The sequence below is a fragment of the Mesorhizobium sp. LHD-90 genome (assembly GCF_030929505.1).
Taxonomy (GTDB): Bacteria; Pseudomonadota; Alphaproteobacteria; order Rhizobiales; family Rhizobiaceae; genus Kumtagia.
In genome coordinates this window covers 24,716-41,770 of record NZ_JAVFVV010000029.1, presented here as the reverse complement: position 1 = coordinate 41,770, position 17,055 = coordinate 24,716, and the positions used below count along the sequence as shown (strand labels likewise).

General features: G+C 65.2%; 23 protein-coding genes. 12 read left to right on the top strand and 11 right to left on the bottom strand.

Annotation, left to right across the window (positions count from 1 at the left end; translation table 11 throughout):
• Positions 1 to 64: 64 nt before the first annotated feature.
• The 3 genes from RB623_RS27795 to RB623_RS27785 form a co-directional block, all read right to left on the bottom strand.
• Positions 65 to 682, bottom strand: coding sequence for a uracil-DNA glycosylase family protein (locus tag RB623_RS27795; RefSeq protein WP_308060374.1), 618 nt, complete (start codon positions 680 to 682; stop codon positions 65 to 67).
• 1 nt (position 683) lies between these two features.
• Positions 684 to 1,295: a glutathione S-transferase gene (locus tag RB623_RS27790; protein WP_308060373.1), complete on the bottom strand. Its 612-nt coding sequence runs from the start codon at positions 1,293 to 1,295 to the stop codon at positions 684 to 686.
• 418 nt (positions 1,296 to 1,713) lie between these two features.
• Positions 1,714 to 2,049: a hypothetical protein gene (locus RB623_RS27785; RefSeq protein ID WP_308060372.1), complete on the bottom strand. Its 336-nt coding sequence runs from the start codon at positions 2,047 to 2,049 to the stop codon at positions 1,714 to 1,716.
• Between the two features lie 176 nt (positions 2,050 to 2,225).
• Here RB623_RS27785 and RB623_RS27780 point away from each other — a divergent pair, with 176 nt between their 5' ends.
• The 4 genes from RB623_RS27780 (at position 2,226) to RB623_RS27765 (ending at position 3,502) form a co-directional block, all read left to right on the top strand.
• Positions 2,226 to 2,543: a hypothetical protein gene (locus tag RB623_RS27780; protein ID WP_308060371.1), complete on the top strand. Its 318-nt coding sequence runs from the start codon at positions 2,226 to 2,228 to the stop codon at positions 2,541 to 2,543.
• Positions 2,544 to 2,645: 102 nt separating this feature from the next.
• A complete protein-coding gene (locus RB623_RS27775; RefSeq protein WP_308060370.1) occupies positions 2,646 to 2,906 on the top strand; it encodes a DUF1488 domain-containing protein in 261 nt (86 codons plus the stop codon).
• A gap of 86 nt (positions 2,907 to 2,992) precedes the next feature.
• Positions 2,993 to 3,202: a DUF6074 family protein gene (locus RB623_RS27770; RefSeq protein WP_308060369.1), complete on the top strand. Its 210-nt coding sequence runs from the start codon at positions 2,993 to 2,995 to the stop codon at positions 3,200 to 3,202.
• A gap of 12 nt (positions 3,203 to 3,214) precedes the next feature.
• The gene (locus tag RB623_RS27765) at positions 3,215 to 3,502 is read left to right on the top strand and encodes a hypothetical protein (RefSeq protein ID WP_308060368.1); all 288 of its coding nucleotides are present in this window, start codon (positions 3,215 to 3,217) and stop codon (positions 3,500 to 3,502) included.
• Between the two features lie 41 nt (positions 3,503 to 3,543).
• On the opposite strand, the gene RB623_RS27760 is transcribed toward RB623_RS27765, so the two are convergent.
• Positions 3,544 to 4,533 carry a nucleoside recognition domain-containing protein gene (locus RB623_RS27760; protein WP_308060367.1) on the bottom strand — a complete coding sequence of 330 codons (990 nt, stop codon included), beginning with the start codon at positions 4,531 to 4,533 and terminating at the stop codon, positions 3,544 to 3,546.
• 122 nt (positions 4,534 to 4,655) lie between these two features.
• Here RB623_RS27760 and RB623_RS27755 point away from each other — a divergent pair, with 122 nt between their 5' ends.
• Complete coding sequence (locus RB623_RS27755) at positions 4,656 to 5,114, top strand: Lrp/AsnC family transcriptional regulator (protein WP_308060366.1); 459 nt, start codon at positions 4,656 to 4,658, stop codon at positions 5,112 to 5,114.
• 125 nt (positions 5,115 to 5,239) lie between these two features.
• On the top strand, positions 5,240 to 6,862 hold the full coding sequence (locus RB623_RS27750; protein ID WP_308060365.1) for an ABC-F family ATP-binding cassette domain-containing protein: 1,623 nt from the start codon (positions 5,240 to 5,242) through the stop codon (positions 6,860 to 6,862).
• A 15-nt stretch (positions 6,863 to 6,877) separates the two neighbouring features.
• On the opposite strand, the gene RB623_RS27745 is transcribed toward RB623_RS27750, so the two are convergent.
• Positions 6,878 to 7,483, bottom strand: a complete 606-nt coding sequence (locus tag RB623_RS27745; protein ID WP_308060364.1) for a thermonuclease family protein — start codon at positions 7,481 to 7,483, stop codon at positions 6,878 to 6,880.
• An 84-nt stretch (positions 7,484 to 7,567) separates the two neighbouring features.
• Between RB623_RS27745 and RB623_RS27740 the strand changes: the two genes are divergently transcribed.
• Complete coding sequence (locus RB623_RS27740; RefSeq protein ID WP_308060363.1) at positions 7,568 to 9,091, top strand: HAMP domain-containing sensor histidine kinase; 1,524 nt, start codon at positions 7,568 to 7,570, stop codon at positions 9,089 to 9,091.
• A gap of 81 nt (positions 9,092 to 9,172) precedes the next feature.
• Positions 9,173 to 9,358 (top strand): hypothetical protein, encoded by a 186-nt coding sequence (locus RB623_RS27735; protein WP_308060362.1) that lies wholly within the window; start codon positions 9,173 to 9,175, stop codon positions 9,356 to 9,358.
• Between the two features lie 167 nt (positions 9,359 to 9,525).
• Here RB623_RS27735 and RB623_RS27730 read toward each other — a convergent pair whose 3' ends face one another.
• Positions 9,526 to 10,521 (bottom strand): nicotinate-nucleotide--dimethylbenzimidazole phosphoribosyltransferase, encoded by a 996-nt coding sequence (locus RB623_RS27730; protein WP_308060361.1) that lies wholly within the window; start codon positions 10,519 to 10,521, stop codon positions 9,526 to 9,528.
• A 130-nt stretch (positions 10,522 to 10,651) separates the two neighbouring features.
• Here RB623_RS27730 and RB623_RS27725 point away from each other — a divergent pair, with 130 nt between their 5' ends.
• From RB623_RS27725 to RB623_RS27715, 3 genes are all read left to right on the top strand, one after another.
• Positions 10,652 to 10,876, top strand: a complete 225-nt coding sequence (locus RB623_RS27725) for a DUF1289 domain-containing protein (protein WP_308060392.1) — start codon at positions 10,652 to 10,654, stop codon at positions 10,874 to 10,876.
• A 6-nt stretch (positions 10,877 to 10,882) separates the two neighbouring features.
• Complete coding sequence (locus RB623_RS27720) at positions 10,883 to 11,584, top strand: TIGR02281 family clan AA aspartic protease (protein ID WP_308060360.1); 702 nt, start codon at positions 10,883 to 10,885, stop codon at positions 11,582 to 11,584.
• 166 nt (positions 11,585 to 11,750) lie between these two features.
• Positions 11,751 to 11,969, top strand: coding sequence for a hypothetical protein (locus RB623_RS27715; protein WP_308060359.1), 219 nt, complete (start codon positions 11,751 to 11,753; stop codon positions 11,967 to 11,969).
• 181 nt (positions 11,970 to 12,150) lie between these two features.
• On the opposite strand, the gene RB623_RS27710 is transcribed toward RB623_RS27715, so the two are convergent.
• The 5 genes from RB623_RS27710 to RB623_RS27690 form a co-directional block, all read right to left on the bottom strand.
• The gene (locus RB623_RS27710; RefSeq protein WP_308060358.1) at positions 12,151 to 12,954 is read right to left on the bottom strand and encodes an anti-sigma factor; all 804 of its coding nucleotides are present in this window, start codon (positions 12,952 to 12,954) and stop codon (positions 12,151 to 12,153) included.
• Positions 12,951 to 13,493: an RNA polymerase sigma factor gene (locus RB623_RS27705; RefSeq protein WP_308060357.1), complete on the bottom strand. Its 543-nt coding sequence runs from the start codon at positions 13,491 to 13,493 to the stop codon at positions 12,951 to 12,953. Before RB623_RS27705 ends, RB623_RS27710 begins: the two co-directional genes overlap by 4 nt.
• Positions 13,494 to 13,596: 103 nt before the next feature.
• On the bottom strand, positions 13,597 to 14,034 hold the full coding sequence (locus tag RB623_RS27700) for a DUF1489 family protein (protein ID WP_308060356.1): 438 nt from the start codon (positions 14,032 to 14,034) through the stop codon (positions 13,597 to 13,599).
• Between the two features lie 96 nt (positions 14,035 to 14,130).
• The gene (locus RB623_RS27695) at positions 14,131 to 15,531 is read right to left on the bottom strand and encodes an L-serine ammonia-lyase (protein WP_308060355.1); all 1,401 of its coding nucleotides are present in this window, start codon (positions 15,529 to 15,531) and stop codon (positions 14,131 to 14,133) included.
• A gap of 193 nt (positions 15,532 to 15,724) precedes the next feature.
• A complete protein-coding gene (locus RB623_RS27690; protein ID WP_308060354.1) occupies positions 15,725 to 15,856 on the bottom strand; it encodes a hypothetical protein in 132 nt (43 codons plus the stop codon).
• A gap of 323 nt (positions 15,857 to 16,179) precedes the next feature.
• On the opposite strand from RB623_RS27690, the gene RB623_RS27685 reads away from it, so the two are divergent.
• On the top strand, positions 16,180 to 16,902 hold the full coding sequence (locus RB623_RS27685) for a DUF599 family protein (protein ID WP_308060353.1): 723 nt from the start codon (positions 16,180 to 16,182) through the stop codon (positions 16,900 to 16,902).
• Positions 16,903 to 17,055: the final 153 nt, after the last annotated feature.

Here is a 17,055-nt window from a genome sequence, read left to right as displayed (position 1 = left end):
GAAACCCGTACAAGCAAGATTTTCGCTCCGGCGCCATCGTCACGAGCATGAGCTTGCGTGGAGGTCAGGTAAGGCGCGCGGCGATTTCCTCTCGCAGGCGCGGCAGCAATTCAGCCTCGAACCACGGATTTTTGCGCAGCCAGCCGGTGTTTCGCCAAGACGGGTGCGGCAGCGGAAAGATTTTCGGTCCGCTCGATCCTTCAAGAATGTCGCGCCAGTCTTGCACCGTTTCGGTCAGCGAGCGCGCTTTCCCGCCGCCCATATGCCAGGCCTGCGCGTAGAGCCCGACGGCGACCACCAGTTCGACCTGCGGCATCAGCGCCATCAGCGGCGCCCGCCAGGCCGGCGCGCATTCCTTGCGCGGCGGCAGGTCGCCGCCATGTCTGTCCTGTCCGGGAAAGCAGAACCCCATCGCGACGATGGCGATCTTTTCCGCATCGTAGAATGTCCGGTCGTCGACGCCGAGCCAATCGCGCAGCCGGTCGCCGGACCTGTCCGAGAACGGCCTTCCGCTCAGATGCACCTTCGTGCCGGGCGCCTGGCCGGCGATCAGGATCTTTGCCGTCGAGGACGGCGTCAGCACGGGCCGCGGCTCGTGCGGCAGCGGCCGGCCGGCAGGCGTCTCGACACAGATGCGGCAGGCGTGGATGCGGGCCGTCAGGTCTTGCAGTTGTGCTTCCAAGTCAAGCCGTCGCACTCGGCCGTGCCTTCAGCGCCGCGTACCAACGCAGCACCGACGGGCAGTCCTCCGGGATGGTGATGCGCGCCGGCTTCATGAAGTCCAGCGCGATCATGCCGGTGATGTCGGCAATGCTGAAAAAGTCGCCGGCGGCGAATTGGTTGTCTTGCAGATGCCGGTCGAGGATACGCAGGAACTCGATCGCCTTCGGCCGGTTGGCCTCGCCCCATTCGGGCACCTGCGGCACCTCCCACTCCTTCATGGCGGGGTGCGTGTGACGAAAGGCATGGGCGACCGCGGCATAAAGGACGAGCTCGATGCGCCGCTGCCACATCTCGACAAGCGCCTTGCCGAGAGCACCGCGCCCAAACAGCGCAGGCTCGGGATGCAGTTCCTCGAAATAGCGGCAGATGGCGACCGATTCGGTCAGCACGGTGCCGTCATCGAGTTCCAGCACCGGCAGGCGCTGCAACGGGTTTTTCGCGGTGATCTCCGCGCCCCTGTGACCCATGGCGCCCATGTCGACGGGCACAAGCGGCACCTCGATGCCCTTTTCCGCCAGAAACACCCGCACCCGGCGCGGGTTCGGCGCGCGGCCGCCGTCGAAAAGTTTCATTGTCCAGCCCTTTGTTCCGATCCTTGCCCCAAGCCGATTGGATAGAGGCGGATGGCGCGGGGTCAAGGGCTGCAGGATTTCGTGATCGAGGATCGGCGCCGAATGGTGATCGTTGGATCGCCACTTTTATCGCGGCAACACGTCCTCGATGTTGTGCCCCGTTTTCTCCCGATAGGCACGTCGGGCCGATACCATCTCCGTCCAGAAGTCTTGCGTCGCCTTGTCGGGAAGACCATAGCTGGGTCTGGGCCGCAGGAATGACGAAGCGTCGAAGTTCAATGCGGTTGCCTCCCGCAAGGACCGAGCGGTCACGCCTTGCACTCGAAGCGCGGTGAAAGTCGAACTCATCATCGGCGATGCTCCGTGGTAATCGGCTTGCCTGGCGCTGACGCTGGAAAGTACAAGCCCGCAGGCCGGATCATTGCGCCGGCAGGGCCGTCGGGGTAAGCGCGATCCCGCAAGCACGCGCCAGTTCCCGGTTGGGCTTGTCTTCTCCGAGAGGCGTCGCCCATCCGGCGGCGGCGACGAGACCCGGCCGTTGAAAGGCGCGCGCGATTTTCATATCGGCCACGATCGCGGCGGAATTCGGATCGCGTTCCGCGCGCTCCAGGCAATAGGGCAGAAGACTCAGAGCGACGGCCGACAGCACAGCGTCGTCCGACATGCGCCGCGCCGCGCGTTCGGTGAGCCAGCCGCCCCAAGTAAAACCGACGAGTGACAAAGCGAGCGCCCCCGTGCCGGCGCCGAAGAGCACCGGCGAAATCCAATCCGGGATTTCCATGAAATCTGTCCGATCTTGACCTGGGCAAGTTCGCCTGATCGCAAATGCCCAGAAATGCTTGTAGCAGGGTAATAGGGCAAGCAGGGATTTATTTGACAAGAATCCGATTAACCTCGCTATCCTGCTTGCCTGCTGCTAGGGTCTTCGGGTTGGCAGCCTTTTCAAGGGCGCTGTCGATTGAGGGCGGCTATCGTGCCCTAGCCCCAGCCGGAAAGGAGGACACCCATGTCTTCCGCCTTGCCAACACCGCAACCGACCTCTTCCAACATGGCAATGTTGTCGCGCGTCCTCAACGAGGTGCGCGCGAACAACGAAGCACGGAGCGATACCGCGCGCGCAGCGGACATCGCATTGTGAGGCGGCTTGAACGGATCGCAGCGGATCCAACCGCCATCATCCTGATACTGCTGGTCGCTTCCGTGATCGGCGGCTTTCTGTACCTCGCCTTGAGCAGCATCACATTCTGACGGCAATCGAGGGGAAGCATTCCCTCGTATCGATGAGCGATCCCGTACAGGCGGGCAACCGCAATCATCTGCCGTCAACCGGAGCACCAGAGTATTCCGTCCATGACCCTAGCCTTTCCAAACCAGAGCCGAAGCTATGACGCCGGGAGGCAGGCAGTCCATTTCCTGGGTTATGATGGGATGTTCAAGGTCCCGTTCTTCGTCGAAACCAACGCATTGAAGCCGCTCGATGGCGGAGGGAACGCCGAGGCGAGGTATCTGGCCGCGTTCGATGCGGCAAGGAAGTCGATCGAGAACGCGGCGCGGAAGGCCTATTCGAACAAACGGAGTCAACTCTATGTGCTGACCGCCGCGGACCTTTAACTTCTCCGCGGATCGGCGCATCGTGTAGAAAGATCATGACCCTCCACGATTTCGAAGCCGCCCGTCGCGCCCGCGGGCGCTGCCTGGTGATCCCGTTTCCGGCGCGAAAACGTATCGGAGAAATCTTGCAGGCGGCCCAGGCCCTGTCGGAAAAATCCGGGCGGGACGCCGATCACTACTGGAAATTCGTCATTGCCACCATGCGGTCGCGCCTGATGGCCGCCGGAGTTCCCCGTGAGGTAACCGAAAGCGAATTGAGAAAATTCGCGGACGAGGTCTTTTCCCGACTGTCCTGAGGACATCACCCGATGACCGTGGCACACAAAATCCATGAACTCTTCATCGTGCCGCCCTCGGGATCAGAGTACGAGGACGCGGCTCTGCATGGCCGGATCCGGGCCGATCTGTCGGAACGTTTCCCGCAGTATCGATACACGATCCGGCTTTCGGTCGATCGCCAGCACGGATGCTATTCGATGTATGTCGGCGATCCGGAACTCGGAACCCCCTATGTTGCAGACCAAGATTTGAAGAACTTTCAGGATATCGGAGCGCATCTCTACAAGCATTTTCTGTTCATTCGCACGTTTCACTGAGCAGAGAAATTCATTCGCGGTATAGGGATTGCCCCCCGGCATCAGGGTTTTGTTTCCGATCCCAGCGCCTCCGAACCTTTTCCGTCGAAGAACGCCCGGAAAAATACGCGTTCAGGGGCAGAGCGGATTGTCCTGGCGATCAAGGCGGTTGCCAGCACGGCAAAGATCAGCCGGCCGACAAAGACGCTGGTGAAGTCGGCGCCGAGGGCAACGACGAGCAGCGTGTCCTCGATCAGCGAGTGGGCAAAACCCATGAAGACGCAGGCGAGGAAGATTTGGCGCGGTTCGACGGCCGTCGAGCGCGCCTCGCGGATGAGCAGCCCGCCGCCATAAGAAATGCCGAGGAAAAGACCCACCGCCGCGAACGGCACGGTTTCGGAGCGGATGCCGGCAAGCCGGAACAGAGGGGCGATGCCCTTGTTCAGCCAGTCCATGATGCCGGAGATTTTCAGGATCTCCATCGTCCAGCTAAGGGCAAGCAGGATGACCAGCATGGCGGCCAGGCTTTCCGCCAGACCCCACGCGAATTCGCCCCAGCCGGCGCTCTGGCCCATCGGCATCCAGGCCGGCTCCAGCGGCGCGGCCAGCCAGCCGGTCGCGGCAAAGGTCTGGTGCAGGATGACAGCAAAGACCATGCCGCCGCCGATGCGGACCGCCGCGGTGACCAGGAAACCGGGGCCTGCCTTCTGGATGATGCGCTGTTCGATGGGGATGGCGTGCGCCACCAGCAGCAGCGCCGAAAAGACAGTCATGTCGGCGACGGTCAGTTCCGAGACCGGCACCAGGGTGAAAAGGGTCGCTACCGCGCCCCAGAGCCCGACCAGCAATCCCATCAGCCAGGCGAAGGCAAGCTCCGGCGGCAGCCCGTAAAGTTCCATGACCGGCGCGAACACCGGCGAGACGGCGCGGATCACGCCGAACTCCACCAGCGCCTGGGTGAGCAGCGTGACCGGCACGATGATGCGCACCAGTTCCCAATAGATTTCAAGGGTTTCGCGGGTCTTTCGATAAAACAGCGCCGTCGCCGTCATGGCCATGTCTCCAAACTTCGGCCAACCTCTTAACCCGGCGCCGTTCGCATTCGGCGTCAAAAACTTGCGGGTGCGTGCAATATTATTGCATGGTGTTGGCGGGTGGCGGCCGGGAGAAATGGATGGACCGCATCGACAAAAGACTGCTCGACCTTCTGCAGGAGGATGCGTCGCGAACCAATGCGGAGCTGGCGGACCTGGTCGGGCTTTCGCCGTCCAGTTGCCTGCGCCGCATCCAGCGGCTGAAGGCCGGCGGCGCAATCGATCGGATCGTGGCGATCCTCAATCCGGCCAAGGCCGGCAAGGGATTGAAGGCGATCGTGACCGTCGAACTGGTGCGCCACGGCGAACAGCACACGCGGCGTTTCCTCGACCTCGCGGCCCGGGAGCCGGCCGTCGTTCAGGCCTACAGCGTTTCCGGCCAGACGGACGTGATCCTGATGCTGCGCCTGGCCGACATGAAGGAGTTCGGCTCGCTGTGCGAGCGCCTGTTCGACGACCGCAGCGACATCGCGCGCTATTATACGATGTTCGTCGTCCGCACAGGGAAGGAGACGACGGCGATCCCGGTTTCGGGGTGAGCCGCCGCCCGCCTGTGACATCGGCAACCCTTGCGCGGACGCGGGCGCGATGGTCTAGGGACCACGCTTTCGCAGCCGCCTCCGAAACAGCCGGCCGCGAGAAATGAATCCCAGGCTGGAAACGCATGATCCGTCTCGAAAATATCGGCAAGCAGAACGGCAAGCAGATCGTCTTCATCGAGGCCTCCGCCGCGATCCAGCGCGGCGAGAAGGTCGGCCTCGTCGGCCCCAACGGCGCCGGCAAGACTACACTGTTCCGCATGATCACCGGCGAGGAACAGCCCGACGAAGGACAGGTGTCGATCGACCGCGGCGTGACCGTCGGCTATTTCAGCCAGGATGTCGGCGACATGGCCGGCCGCAGCGCCGTGCACGAGGTGATGGACGGCGTCGGTCCGGTCAGCGCGCTGGCGGACGAAATGGCCGAGCTGGAGGCCGCCATGGCCGATCCGGATCGCGCCGACGAGATGGACGACATCATCGCGCGTTACGGCGAGGTGCAGCACAAGTTCGACGAGCTCGACGGCTACGCGCTGGACGGCCGCGCCCGCGAGGTGCTGGACGGGCTGGGCTTTTCGCAGGAGATGATGGACGGCGACGTCGCAAAACTGTCGGGCGGCTGGAAGATGCGCGTGGCGCTCGCCAAAATTCTCTTGATGCGGCCCGATGCCATGCTGCTCGACGAGCCGTCGAACCATCTCGACCTCGAAAGCCTGATCTGGCTGGAGAATTTCCTGAAAAATTTCGACGGCGCGGTGCTGATGACCTCGCACGACCGCGAATTCATGAACCGCATCGTGGGAAAAATCGTCGAGATCGATGGCGGTGCGCTGACCTCCTATTCGGGTGATTACGAATTCTACCGCCAGCAGCGGGCGGTGGCCGAGGTGCAGCAGCAGGCGCAGTTCGAGCGCCAGCAGGCGATGCTGGCCAAGGAGATCGCCTTCATCGAGCGCTTCAAGGCGCGCGCCAGCCACGCCGCGCAGGTGCAGAGCCGCGTCAAGAAGCTGGAGAAGATCGACAAGGTCGAGCCGCCGAAACGCCAGCAGACGGTGCGCTTCGAGTTCCAGCCGGCGCCGCGCTCCGGCGAGGACGTGGCGACGCTGAAGAACGTCCACAAGAGTTTTGGCAGCCGCAGGATCTATGAGGGGCTCGACTTCCAGGTGCGCCGGCGCGAGCGCTGGTGCGTGATGGGTGTCAACGGCGCGGGAAAATCGACGCTGCTGAAGCTGGTCGCCGGCGCCGCCGAACCCGACGACGGTTCGGTTTCGCGCGGGCCGAGCGTCAAGATGGGTTATTTCGCCCAGCACGCCATGGAACTGCTCGACGGCGAGCGCACCGTGCTGCAATCGCTGGAGGATTCGTTCCCGCAGGCGGGCCAGGCGCCGCTGCGGGCGCTTGCCGGCTGCTTCGGCTTCTCCGGCGACGAGATCGAGAAGAAATGCCGGGTGCTTTCGGGCGGCGAGAAGGCGCGGCTGGTAATGGCGAAAATGCTGTTCGACCCGCCGAATTTTCTGGTGCTCGACGAGCCGACTAACCATCTCGACATCGCCACCAAGCAGATGCTGATCGAGGCGCTGTCGCGCTATGAGGGCGCGATGCTGTTCGTCAGCCACGACCGGCATTTTCTCGCAGCACTGTCGAACCGGGTGCTGGAACTGACGCCGGACGGCCTGCACGCCTATGGCGGCGGCTACACCGAATATGTCGAGCGCACCGGCCAGGAGGCGCCGGGCCTGCGGAGCTAGCGCGGGAGCCTTCTTCTAGCCGAACCCGAAGCTTGCCCGCAGCCAATTCCACGCGGCATCAAGCCAATCGTGCTCGTCTTCGGCCATGCTGCCATGGCTGTCGCGCCATTGCCGCGGCCGGTCGAACTCGCCCGCCCACAGGCCACGCCCGGCTTTTCGCGCGGAAAATTCCTCGATCTCGAAGCCGCCGAAGGCCACCGCCCAGCCCTCCGCCACCAGCGCGCGATTGAGATCGGTCGAGCCCGCCTTGCACTCGCCGAGCAGCCGGCCGAAACGGTCGCGCTGCCAGCCGGCACATGAAACGGCCTGCCCGCCGATCAGACGGCGCAGCGCCTCGCGCGCCTCGCGGCCGCAGGCATAGTCCTTGCCGCCACGCCGGCAGGTCTGCGAATATTCCGGCGCGTCGATGCCGCGCAGTCGGATCTTTTCGCCGGCAATGGTGATCGTGTCGCCGTCATTGACGATCGCGGAGCCCGCCATGCGCCGGGTCTCCACCCGGTCGAGCCGCGCGGCTAGAAGCGCGATCAGCCCCAGGATGACCACGGCCAGCGAGAGGTCCAACGCCTTGCGCGCAAAGCTGCGCGGCGGGCGCGCCCGCCCGGCCCGCCACGGCCTGCTCATATGGCAAACAGTCTCTTAATCATTCGCAACTAGCTTGGAGGAACCGAAAATCCTGGAACCCGCGCGCGAAATTTTTGAACCGGAATGCCGTCCACGCTCACCAACACGGCGGACAAGATCATTGTGGACCGGCGCAAACCGCATCGCAACAGCGATGTGGCGCGGGCCGTCCGGCGGATTCGCGACCGGCTGGCGCAGCAGCCTGGCAATGTCGGCTACGACCGCGAACTGTTGAAGCTGCACGCCAACTCGACCATCGCCGGCGCGGCCGCCGTGCCGCTGCTGGTGTCGATCATCGCCATCGGCGGCATGCTGGCGGGCATGACCCTGTCGATCGCCATTTGGGCCCTGATAACAGTCACTTGCTACGCCGGGCTCGCTTTCGTCGCGAAGCGCATCGAGCGCCAGCAGACCGACGATCTCGATGTCGCCTGGACGAAACGCGCCTTCCTGGTCGGGCATTTCGTGTCGGGTCTTGGCTGGGCCTATCTGGCGGCGCTGCGATGCGACGAATGCAGCGTGGCGCAATTCCCGGTGGTCAAGGCCGTGCTGCTGCTGCTTGCCGTGGCCGCTTCGGCGCTGATCGCCGCTTCGCTGCGCGGCGCGCTGGTCGCCACCTTCGCGTTGCCGGTGCTGCTCTATGCGGCGCTTGGCGCCGACCTTCGCCAGCCGGTGGAGGCGCTGATGGCGGCGCTGCTCGTGCTGTCGCTGCCGTTCTTTTCCTACATTTCCGGCCACATCTACCGCTCCTCGCTGATGCTGCTCTCCTTCCGCACGGAGAAGGACGCGCTGATCGCCGAGCTTGAGACGGCGAAGGCGATGTCGGACGAGGCGCGCCTGCGCGCCGAAGAGGCCAACCTGGCGAAATCGCGTTTCCTCGCCTCGATGAGCCACGAGTTGCGCACCCCGCTGAATGCCATCCTCGGCTTTTCCGAGGTGATGGGCAGCGAGGTGCTGGGTCCGATGGCCAACACCACCTACAAGGATTACGCCCACGACATCCATTCCTCGGGCCAGCACCTGCTGCAACTGATCAACGAGATCCTCGACCTGTCGCGCATCGAGGCCGGGCGCTATCAGCTCAACGAGGAGGCGTTGTCGCTGGCCGGCACGGTCGAGGATTCGTGCCACATGATGACGCTGAAGGCGCGCGCCAAGGACATCCGCATCGTCGAGGAGTTCGAGCAGGACATGCCGCGGCTCCACGCCGACGAGCGCGCGGTGCGGCAGATCACGCTCAATCTGCTCTCCAACGCGGTGAAATTCACGCCCGGCGGCGGCGAGATCCGCGTGCGCGTCGGCTGGACGGCGGGCGGCGGCCAGTATCTGTCTGTGAAGGACAACGGGCCGGGCATCGCCGAGGACGAATTGCCGGTGGTGCTGTCGGCCTTCGGCCAGGGTTCCATCGCCATAAAAAGCGCCGAACAGGGCACCGGCCTCGGCCTGCCGATCGTCCAGGGCCTGATCGCCCTGCATGGCGGCAGTTTCGACATCCGCTCGAAGCTGCGCGAGGGCACCGAGGTGATCGTCGTGTTCCCGGCCGCGCGGGTGATGGAGGCGATGCCGGCCGTGCCGGCGCCGGGGGCGGCGGCGGGCGGACGGCGATAGGGCGGGGTGCGACCGGCTTAGCCTTTGGTGGTTGTGCGCCGAGGCCTATGTTAGGTGTCGAGGGTACGAATCGGAACTTTTATGATGCGACTGCTGCCGCCCATTGCGATGATCGCCGCGCTGACCCTGCTTTCGGCCTGCCAGAGCGCGCCGCCGACAAAACCCTTCGAGCCCGCCTGCACACAGCACCGCTACGACGCCGGTTTTTGCGACCTGCCGAGCAATTTCCACCTGTGGACGACCCTGCTGACCGGGCAGTGGCAGTAGGGAGCGCTGCTGCCGGATTAGGGTCTGTTGATATTCGGGCCAAGGCGGCCTGCAAATGGCGCTTTTCTGCGCTTCCGATGCTCTTGTACCTTAACGTACACTGCGCTTCGGTTCTCGAAAACCGCCATTTTCGGCGCGCCCTGACCTGAATCTCAACAGATCCTAGACTACCGCTTCCCCGCGACCGCGGCGCGGGCCTCCGCGAACGTCGATGCCACTTCGGCGGCGGCCTTCACGATTCCGGCAGCAAGCACGGCCGAAGTTCCCTCTCCGCCGGAAATGCCGAGATCGAGCACCGGTTTCAGCCCCAGCCGCTCGACGGCCTTGGCCGGACCCGGGTCGACGGGCGCCTGCGCGACAAGGCAGTGGTCGAGCGCGGCGTCCAGCGCCTTCAGCACCGCCGCCGAGGCGATCGCGGCCGCGCCATCCAGAATGACCGGCACGCGCTCCATGCGCGCCGCCAGAATGGCGCCGGCGATCGCCGCGAATTCGCGTCCGCCGAGGCGGCGCAGCACCTCCAGCGGATCAGCAAGATGGTCGCGATGCAGCGCCAGCGCGCGGTCGACGGTCTCCACCTTGCGGGCATGCAGGTCGGCTCCGGCCTCCACCCAATCGGCCCCTGTGCCGCCGAACAGCGCGGCGAACAGCGCCGCCGCGACGGTCGAGCCGCCGACGCCGATGGCGCCGATGCACAGAAGGTCGGTGCCGCCGGCAACCGCTTCCATGCCGAAGGCCATGGTGGCGGCGCAGCCGCGCTCGTCGAGCGCGGACTCGACAGAAATGTCGGCGGTAGGCAGATGCAGCGCAAGATCGAACACTTTCAACCCGACATCGTTGGCGAGGCAGACGCCGTTGATGGCAGCGCCGCCGGCTGCGCAGAGTTCGACCAGCCGCGCCGTCTCCTCGACCGGACGTGACGAAATGCCTTGCGCCGCGACACCGTGGTTGCCGGCGAACACCGCCATCAGCGGCCGGCGCACCGCCGGCTGCTTGCCAGCCCAACGGGCGAGCCATACGGCAATCTCTTCGACCCTTCCCAGCCGGCCGAAACGGGCGGCGCGCGACAGGAAATCGAAGCGCACGCGCTCGGCAACCTCGTCGTCGCCGGCCGGCAGTTGCGGCAGCAGCGCGCGAATGTCGTCGAAGGGTTTTGCCGATGCCATGTCGTATCCGCCAGGGAGCGCTGTCGTTGCCGGGGGCATAAACGCTTCCGCCGCATGGCACAATCGCGCCCTTGCATATCGTCTTCGCCTGTCCCAAGTGAAGCGTATCGAACGGAACGGCAACACCTTGATCGAGTCGCCCTGCATCCTCGTCTGCTCCATCGACATGAAGACGGGCTACTGCTTCGGCTGCGGCCGCACGCGCGACGAGATCGCCGAATGGATCGACATGACGCCGGACCAGCGCCGCGCCGTGATGGCGCTGCTGCCGGCGCGGCTGGAGACGGTTGAGCGGAAGCCGCGCCGCGAGACCCGCCGCGCCCGCATGGCGCGCGAGCGCGGGATGGCGGAGTGAGATGACATGAACCGCCTGACCATCGGTCTCGGCATCCTCGGCGTCGGACTGGTCGTGCTGTTGGTCACCGATTCCAGCGGCTCGGTGCTCGGGCTGGACAACGACCGTTTTGCTCGCCTGGTCTATCTCGGTGCCATTGTCGCCGTGATCTCCGCCGGCCTGGTCTCGTCGCGACGCCAGTTGAGCGGCGGGCTGCGCGCCGCGGCCTTGTGGCTGGCGATGCTGCTGGCGCTGGTCGCCGGCTACCAGTATCGCTACGAGTTGCAGGACGTGCTGTCACGCGTCACCGCCGGTCTGGTGCCTGGAAGCCCGCTGTCGGTGACCGACGCCGACGGCCGCGCCACGGTGATGATGGAAAAGCGGCCGAACGGCCATTTCGAGGTGCGCGGCACCGTAGAGGGCGCGGATGTGGAGTTTTTGATCGACACCGGCGCCACCAGCACGGTGCTGACGACGGAGGACGCGCGCCGCGCCGGCATCGACATCGGCGCATTGAGCTATTCGATCCCGATCGCCACCGCGAACGGCACCACGCATGCGGCGTCGGCCCGGGCGCGTGAGATCACCGTCGGCGCCATCATCCGCCGCAACCAGCCGATCCTCGTGGCCGCCGAAGGCACGCTCGGCCAGAGCCTGCTCGGCATGAATTTCATCTCGACGCTGTCGGGCTTCGACATGCGCGGCGACCGGCTGATCCTGCGGGACTGAGTTTTTTACGAACGGCGGGCGGGGGCGAAACCCCCCGCCCCGCGGCTGTGTCTAGCGCAGCAATGCCTTCCAGCTCTTGTTCCAGCTTTTGCCCCAACTCCTGCCAAAACCCTTGCCCTTGCCGCCATGCCGGGAGCGGCCGGAATCGTAGCCATCGGACGATCGGTTGGATGACGAATTGGAGTTCGAATTGCTCGACGAGTTGGACGAGGAATTCGAGCTGGAATTCGACGAGCTGTTGGAGGAACTGTTCGACGACGAGTTCGAACTGGAGTTGCTCGACGAGTTGGAGCTCGAATTGGACGAGCTGTTGCCGACGAGGATGACGGCGCCGTCCGCCAAATTGCTGGTCATCGAGGACCCCTTGGCGGGTACCGACATGTGAAAGGGCTGTGCCTCGGCCGCCGTGGTGGCTACCGCCGCCATACCGGCGATTGCCGCCGCGCGAAACTTCCAGTGCCGTGTTGACATGATCCTGTTCCTTGCTTGCGACCGGCTTCGTGCCGGCCGCGAGGAAGAACGGGGGCCTGGCCGCCTTATTCCCCGCAAGAAGCGATCGGTGGCGATTATTGTTTGGAGGGCTCGCGGATTGCCTTCAGCGCCGCCGCTTCCTCGGCCGCCGCCATGGGCGCCGCTGCCTCGATGGCGCCGAGATAGGCGTCCAGCGCCTCGGTCGAGGACGCCGGCGCATAGCCGGAGGAATCGCCGGGCGCGGCAACGGCGAAATCGACGCGCCAGCCGCCTTCCGCCGCGCAGGCCACCGCGATCACCGTCGAGCGGGTTTCCGAATCCAGCTCGAATTCGCGGCAGGTTTCCTGCCGGCGGTCGGTGAAAGTGGCGATGGCACGGAACCGGTGCTCATCGACCTGCTGTTCCTGTCCGGACGGCACGCTGGCCAGCGCCTGCCGCAAGGCCGGGCTGTCGATGCCGGCGATGATGTCGCCCCTTGGCGGGATGTCGCCGCCCTGCTCCAGCCGGAAGCCCAAAAACCCGCCGACAAGCGCTGCAACCAGCGAGGCTGCGACTGGCAGCAACCACACCGGCTTCGGACGGCGTACCTCTCGCGCCGCGGCGATGGGGATGACCACGGCCTCCGGCTTGCCCGCGCCGGACTGCGGCGCCACGCCTGCTGCCCGCTTCCCGGCAATCATGCGCTCGACCGAAGCCGTCAACTCCGCCGGCACCGGCTCGTCCAGCAGCGGCCGCAGCGCCTCCTTGGCGGCGGCCCGCGTCTCGATGAACAGCGCCACGCGGGCGACGAGGTCGTCGTCCGTCTCCATGTCGCGCTCCAGCGCCTCGGCCGTCGCGGCGTCGAGTTCGCCGTCGGCGTAGCGCATCAGTGTCTCGTCGGTGAAATCGGCCTTTGTCATCCCCGCACACCCTTCGAATGGTCAGAACGGGCCGGCGCCGCCTCTATTCCCGCGGCCACGCCAAGATTTTTGCGCGCCCGCGCCAGCCGGCTCATCACTGTGCCGATCGGGATACCAAGCACCTCCGCCGCGTCGCGGTAGGAGAGTTCCTCGACGCAGACCAGCAGCAGCACTTCGCGCTGCTCGTCGGCGAGTTCGCCGATCGCCTCGGCGACGCTTTTCAGCGTCATGCGGGCCTCGGCCTCGCGCTCGCCCGTGCCGGTCGAGAGCTCGTGATGGTCGGAAATGTCCTCCTGCACCCCGGCGGTTTTCCGGCGGCGGATCTGGTCGATCCACAGGTTGCGCAGGATGCGGAACATCCAGGCGTCGAAACGCGTGCCCGGCTCAAAGCGGTCGGCGCTGGCCAGCGCCCGCTCGCAGGCCGCCTGGACCAGATCGTCCGCGACGTCGCGCGAGCCGCTGAGCGAAATGGCGAAACGGCGCAGATTGGGCAGGAAGGCGATCAGCCGGTCCTCGACGCGGTCCGTCGTGTCGGTCATGTCGGTCCGGCTCGAACTCCCCGCAACGGCTTCAGCCGTTTGTTCATGAAAGCGGCGGCCTTGTCCAGCGGGGTCGGGCGCCCGCCGAAGTCTCAGGACCGGCTCAGAGCAGCCCGAGCTCCGCAAGCTCCTGCCGGAGTTTTGGCGGCATCTCCATGAAACCGGCCCTACCTTTGCCGAGGTCCGGCGGCGCGTCGGCCGGCTTCAGATAGCGCCAACCCTGGAAGGCGCGGCGCGGCTGCCATTCGGTACGCTCGACATTGGGATCGAGGATGAGGTGGCAGCGGCCGATGCCCTCGTCGTCGGTGAACGGGCGTATTTCCACCAGCCGCTGGCGGCATTGCACCTGCGCCTTGATGACCCAGTAGAGCGAGCCGCCGTCGAGCAGTTCGGAGGCACGGGTCGGCACCATGCGGGTGGTGTGATAGTGTTCCACCGGCTCGCCGGCGCGCCGCCGCTCGTCGAGACGGAAGGCGATCCACTCCTCCAGATCCTCGACACTGTCGCAGCCGACGCAGAGTTTTATCAGGTTGAGCGCCATGCAAGAGATTTAGCGGCGCGGCGGCGGCGGTTCAATCGCAAGCCAGGTTATGCACAGGCGGTACAGCGCGTGTTGACGACGCATCGGGCAACGGTGTCAACACTCCACCACGTTGACCGCCAGCCCGCCGAGACTGGTCTCCTTGTATTTCTCGCTCATGTCGCGGCCGGTCTGGCGCATCGTCTCGATCGCCGCGTCAAGCGGCACGAAATGTTTGCCGTCGCCCTTGACCGCCAGCGAGGCGGCGGTGACGGCCTTCACCGCGCCCAGCGCGTTGCGCTCTATGCAAGGCACCTGCACCAGCCCGGCGACAGGATCGCAGGTCATGCCGAGATGATGCTCCAGCGCGATCTCGGCGGCGTTCTCGATCTGCTCCGGCGTGCCGCCGAGAACCGCCGCGAGACCGGCGGCGGCCATCGCCGAGGCAGAACCCACCTCGCCCTGACAGCCGACCTCGGCGCCGGAGATCGAGGCGTTGGTCTTGATGATGCCGCCGACGGCCGCCGCCGTCAGCAGGAAGTCGCGAACGCCGCGCTGGTCGGCGTCGGGGTGGAAATGCAGCCAATAGCGCAGCACGGCGGGCAGCGTGCCGGCCGCACCGTTGGTCGGCGCGGTGACGACACGGCCACCGGCAGCGTTCTCCTCGTTGACGGCCATGGCGTAGACGGAGAGCCAGTCATTGGCGAGCAGCGGGTTCGGGCGATTCTGCCGCCATTCCTCCTCCAGCTTGCCGTGCAACATCTTGGCGCGGCGCCGCACTTTCAGCCCGCCTGGCATGACACCTTCCTGCGCCAGGCCGCGCTCGATGCAGCCGCGCATGGCGTTCCAGATGGCGTCGAGGCCGGCGTCGAGTTCCTCGCGCGACATCTGCGTTTCTTCGTTGACGCGCTTCATCTCGGCGATCGACAGGCCGCTTCTTTTCGCCATCTTCAGCATCTCGGCGGCGTCGGCGAAGGGATACGGCACCTTCGGCCCTGCGGCCTTCGCCGAGCGGCTCTTCATGCGCTGCAATTCTTCCTCGGAGACGACGAAACCGCCGCCGATCGAATAATAGACCCGGCGCAGGATGAGATGATCGTCGGTGTCGTATGCGTAAAACGTCATGCCGTTGGCATGGCCAGGCAGCGGCGTCTTCTTGTCGAGCACGAGGTCGGTCGCCGGATCGAAGCGATAGGAAGGATGGCCGGGCGGCGACACGCGCTTCTCCGCCTTGATCGCGTCGACCTGTGCGTCCGACTTGTCGGGGTCGACAGTGGTGGGCGTCTCGCCGGCAAGGCCGAGTATGACGGCGCGGTCGGAACCGTGGCCGACGCCGGTATAGGCAAGCGAGCCGTGCAGGCTGGCACCGATCCGCCCGACCTTCGTGCCGGCCGGGCGCGGCCAGTCGTCGCCGGCGATCTCGTCGAGGAAACGTCGGGCGGCGGTCATCGGCCCCATCGTGTGCGAGCTCGACGGGCCTATGCCGATCTTGAACAGGTCGAAGACGGAAAGAAACAACGGTTGCTCCCTGTCCGCGTGGTGCGAACCATGCTGTCGCGGAAAGCAACATATCGGTCTTTTGCCGCGCCGGGACTAGGCCCATGCCGAAATCCGCTGTGCAGGCCGCGACATTGCGGCGCGCTTCATGGCGGCCGAAACGCGAAAAGGCGCGGTCGCCCGCGCCTTTCCGGTGCCGCCCTGTGTTGTCCGATCAGCCTGCGGTCAGCACCGCCGCCGTCTCGTGTCCTCCGCCGACCAGCCAGGTCAGCAGCAGGATGCCCGCGAAGCCTATGACCACCTTTGCGGTAAGGCCCCAGCAGGACTTCTGAATTCCGTCGTCCATGATTTTCCCGTCGTTGCCGGCAAGTGGCGTGGCGGTCGTCGCGCCGCCTTGTTCCCCCAGCCGGATGCCGTGATACGATTTCGTCCGCGCCTTCGCAACGCGAAAAATGGCAGAATCGTGGCAAGGCCTGGTGCCGCTGCGGCATTGGATCGCCAGCATTTTAATAAAAACAACACGTTACTGCTGATTCACCGTAAACGGTGTTTTCACCGGTGAGGCGGGATTGCGGCGACGCCGCAGGGCCGCCGATGGGCGGCGTCTTCGCCGAGAATCGCCGGCGCGCCCGTTTCCCTTCGGCATCGCCCCGCGTTACGATTTCTTTCATGGTCGAATCGCTGATGCTGTCGCGCTTGGATATTGTCGCCCTCGCCATCTATCTGTCGGTGTGGGTGGTCCATGCGCTGGCCGCCAACGGCCATATCGTCAGACGCGTCTCGCTGACCACGGCCATGAACGCGCAGCGGCTCGCCTGGATGCGCACCATGGGCCGGCGCGAATTGCGCATGATCGACACCAGCATCATGGTCGGCCTTCAGCAGGGCACCGCCTTCTTCGCCTCGAGTTCGCTGATCGCGCTGGGCGGCTGCTTCGCCATCCTGCGCGGGTCGGACAATGTGCTGGCGGTCGTCTCGGACCTGCCGCTCACCGATCCTCCCTCGCAGCAGCTTTTCGAGATGAAGGTGTTCGGGCTGATCGCCATCCTTGCCTACGCCTTCTTCAAGTTCGGCTGGTCGTATCGGCTGTTCAACTACTGCTCGATCCTGGTCGGCGCGGTGCCGATGCATAAGGACAGCCTCGACAATCCGGCCGAACTGGAGGCGGCGATCGAACGCGCGGCACGCATGAACATGCTGGCCGGCGCGCATTTCAACGCGGGCCTGCGCGGCATCTTCTTCTCGATCGCCTATCTCGGCTGGTTCTTGAACCCGCTCGTCTTCATCTTCACCACCCTGCTGCTGTTCGCCGTGCTGTTGCGGCGGCAGTTCTTTTCTGAGGCGCGGAGGGTGGCGTTGGGTGAAGAAGGCAGTATGGCAGTAAGGCAGTAAGGCAGTAAGAGGGAACGCGAACTCGCAGAGTTGTCAACGGATCGTTGCGAATCTCAAAACCAATGCCGGGAGCGGACACCCCTACTGCCCTACTGCCCTACTGCCCTACTGCCCTACTGCCCTACTGCCCTACTGCCCTACTGCCCTACTGCC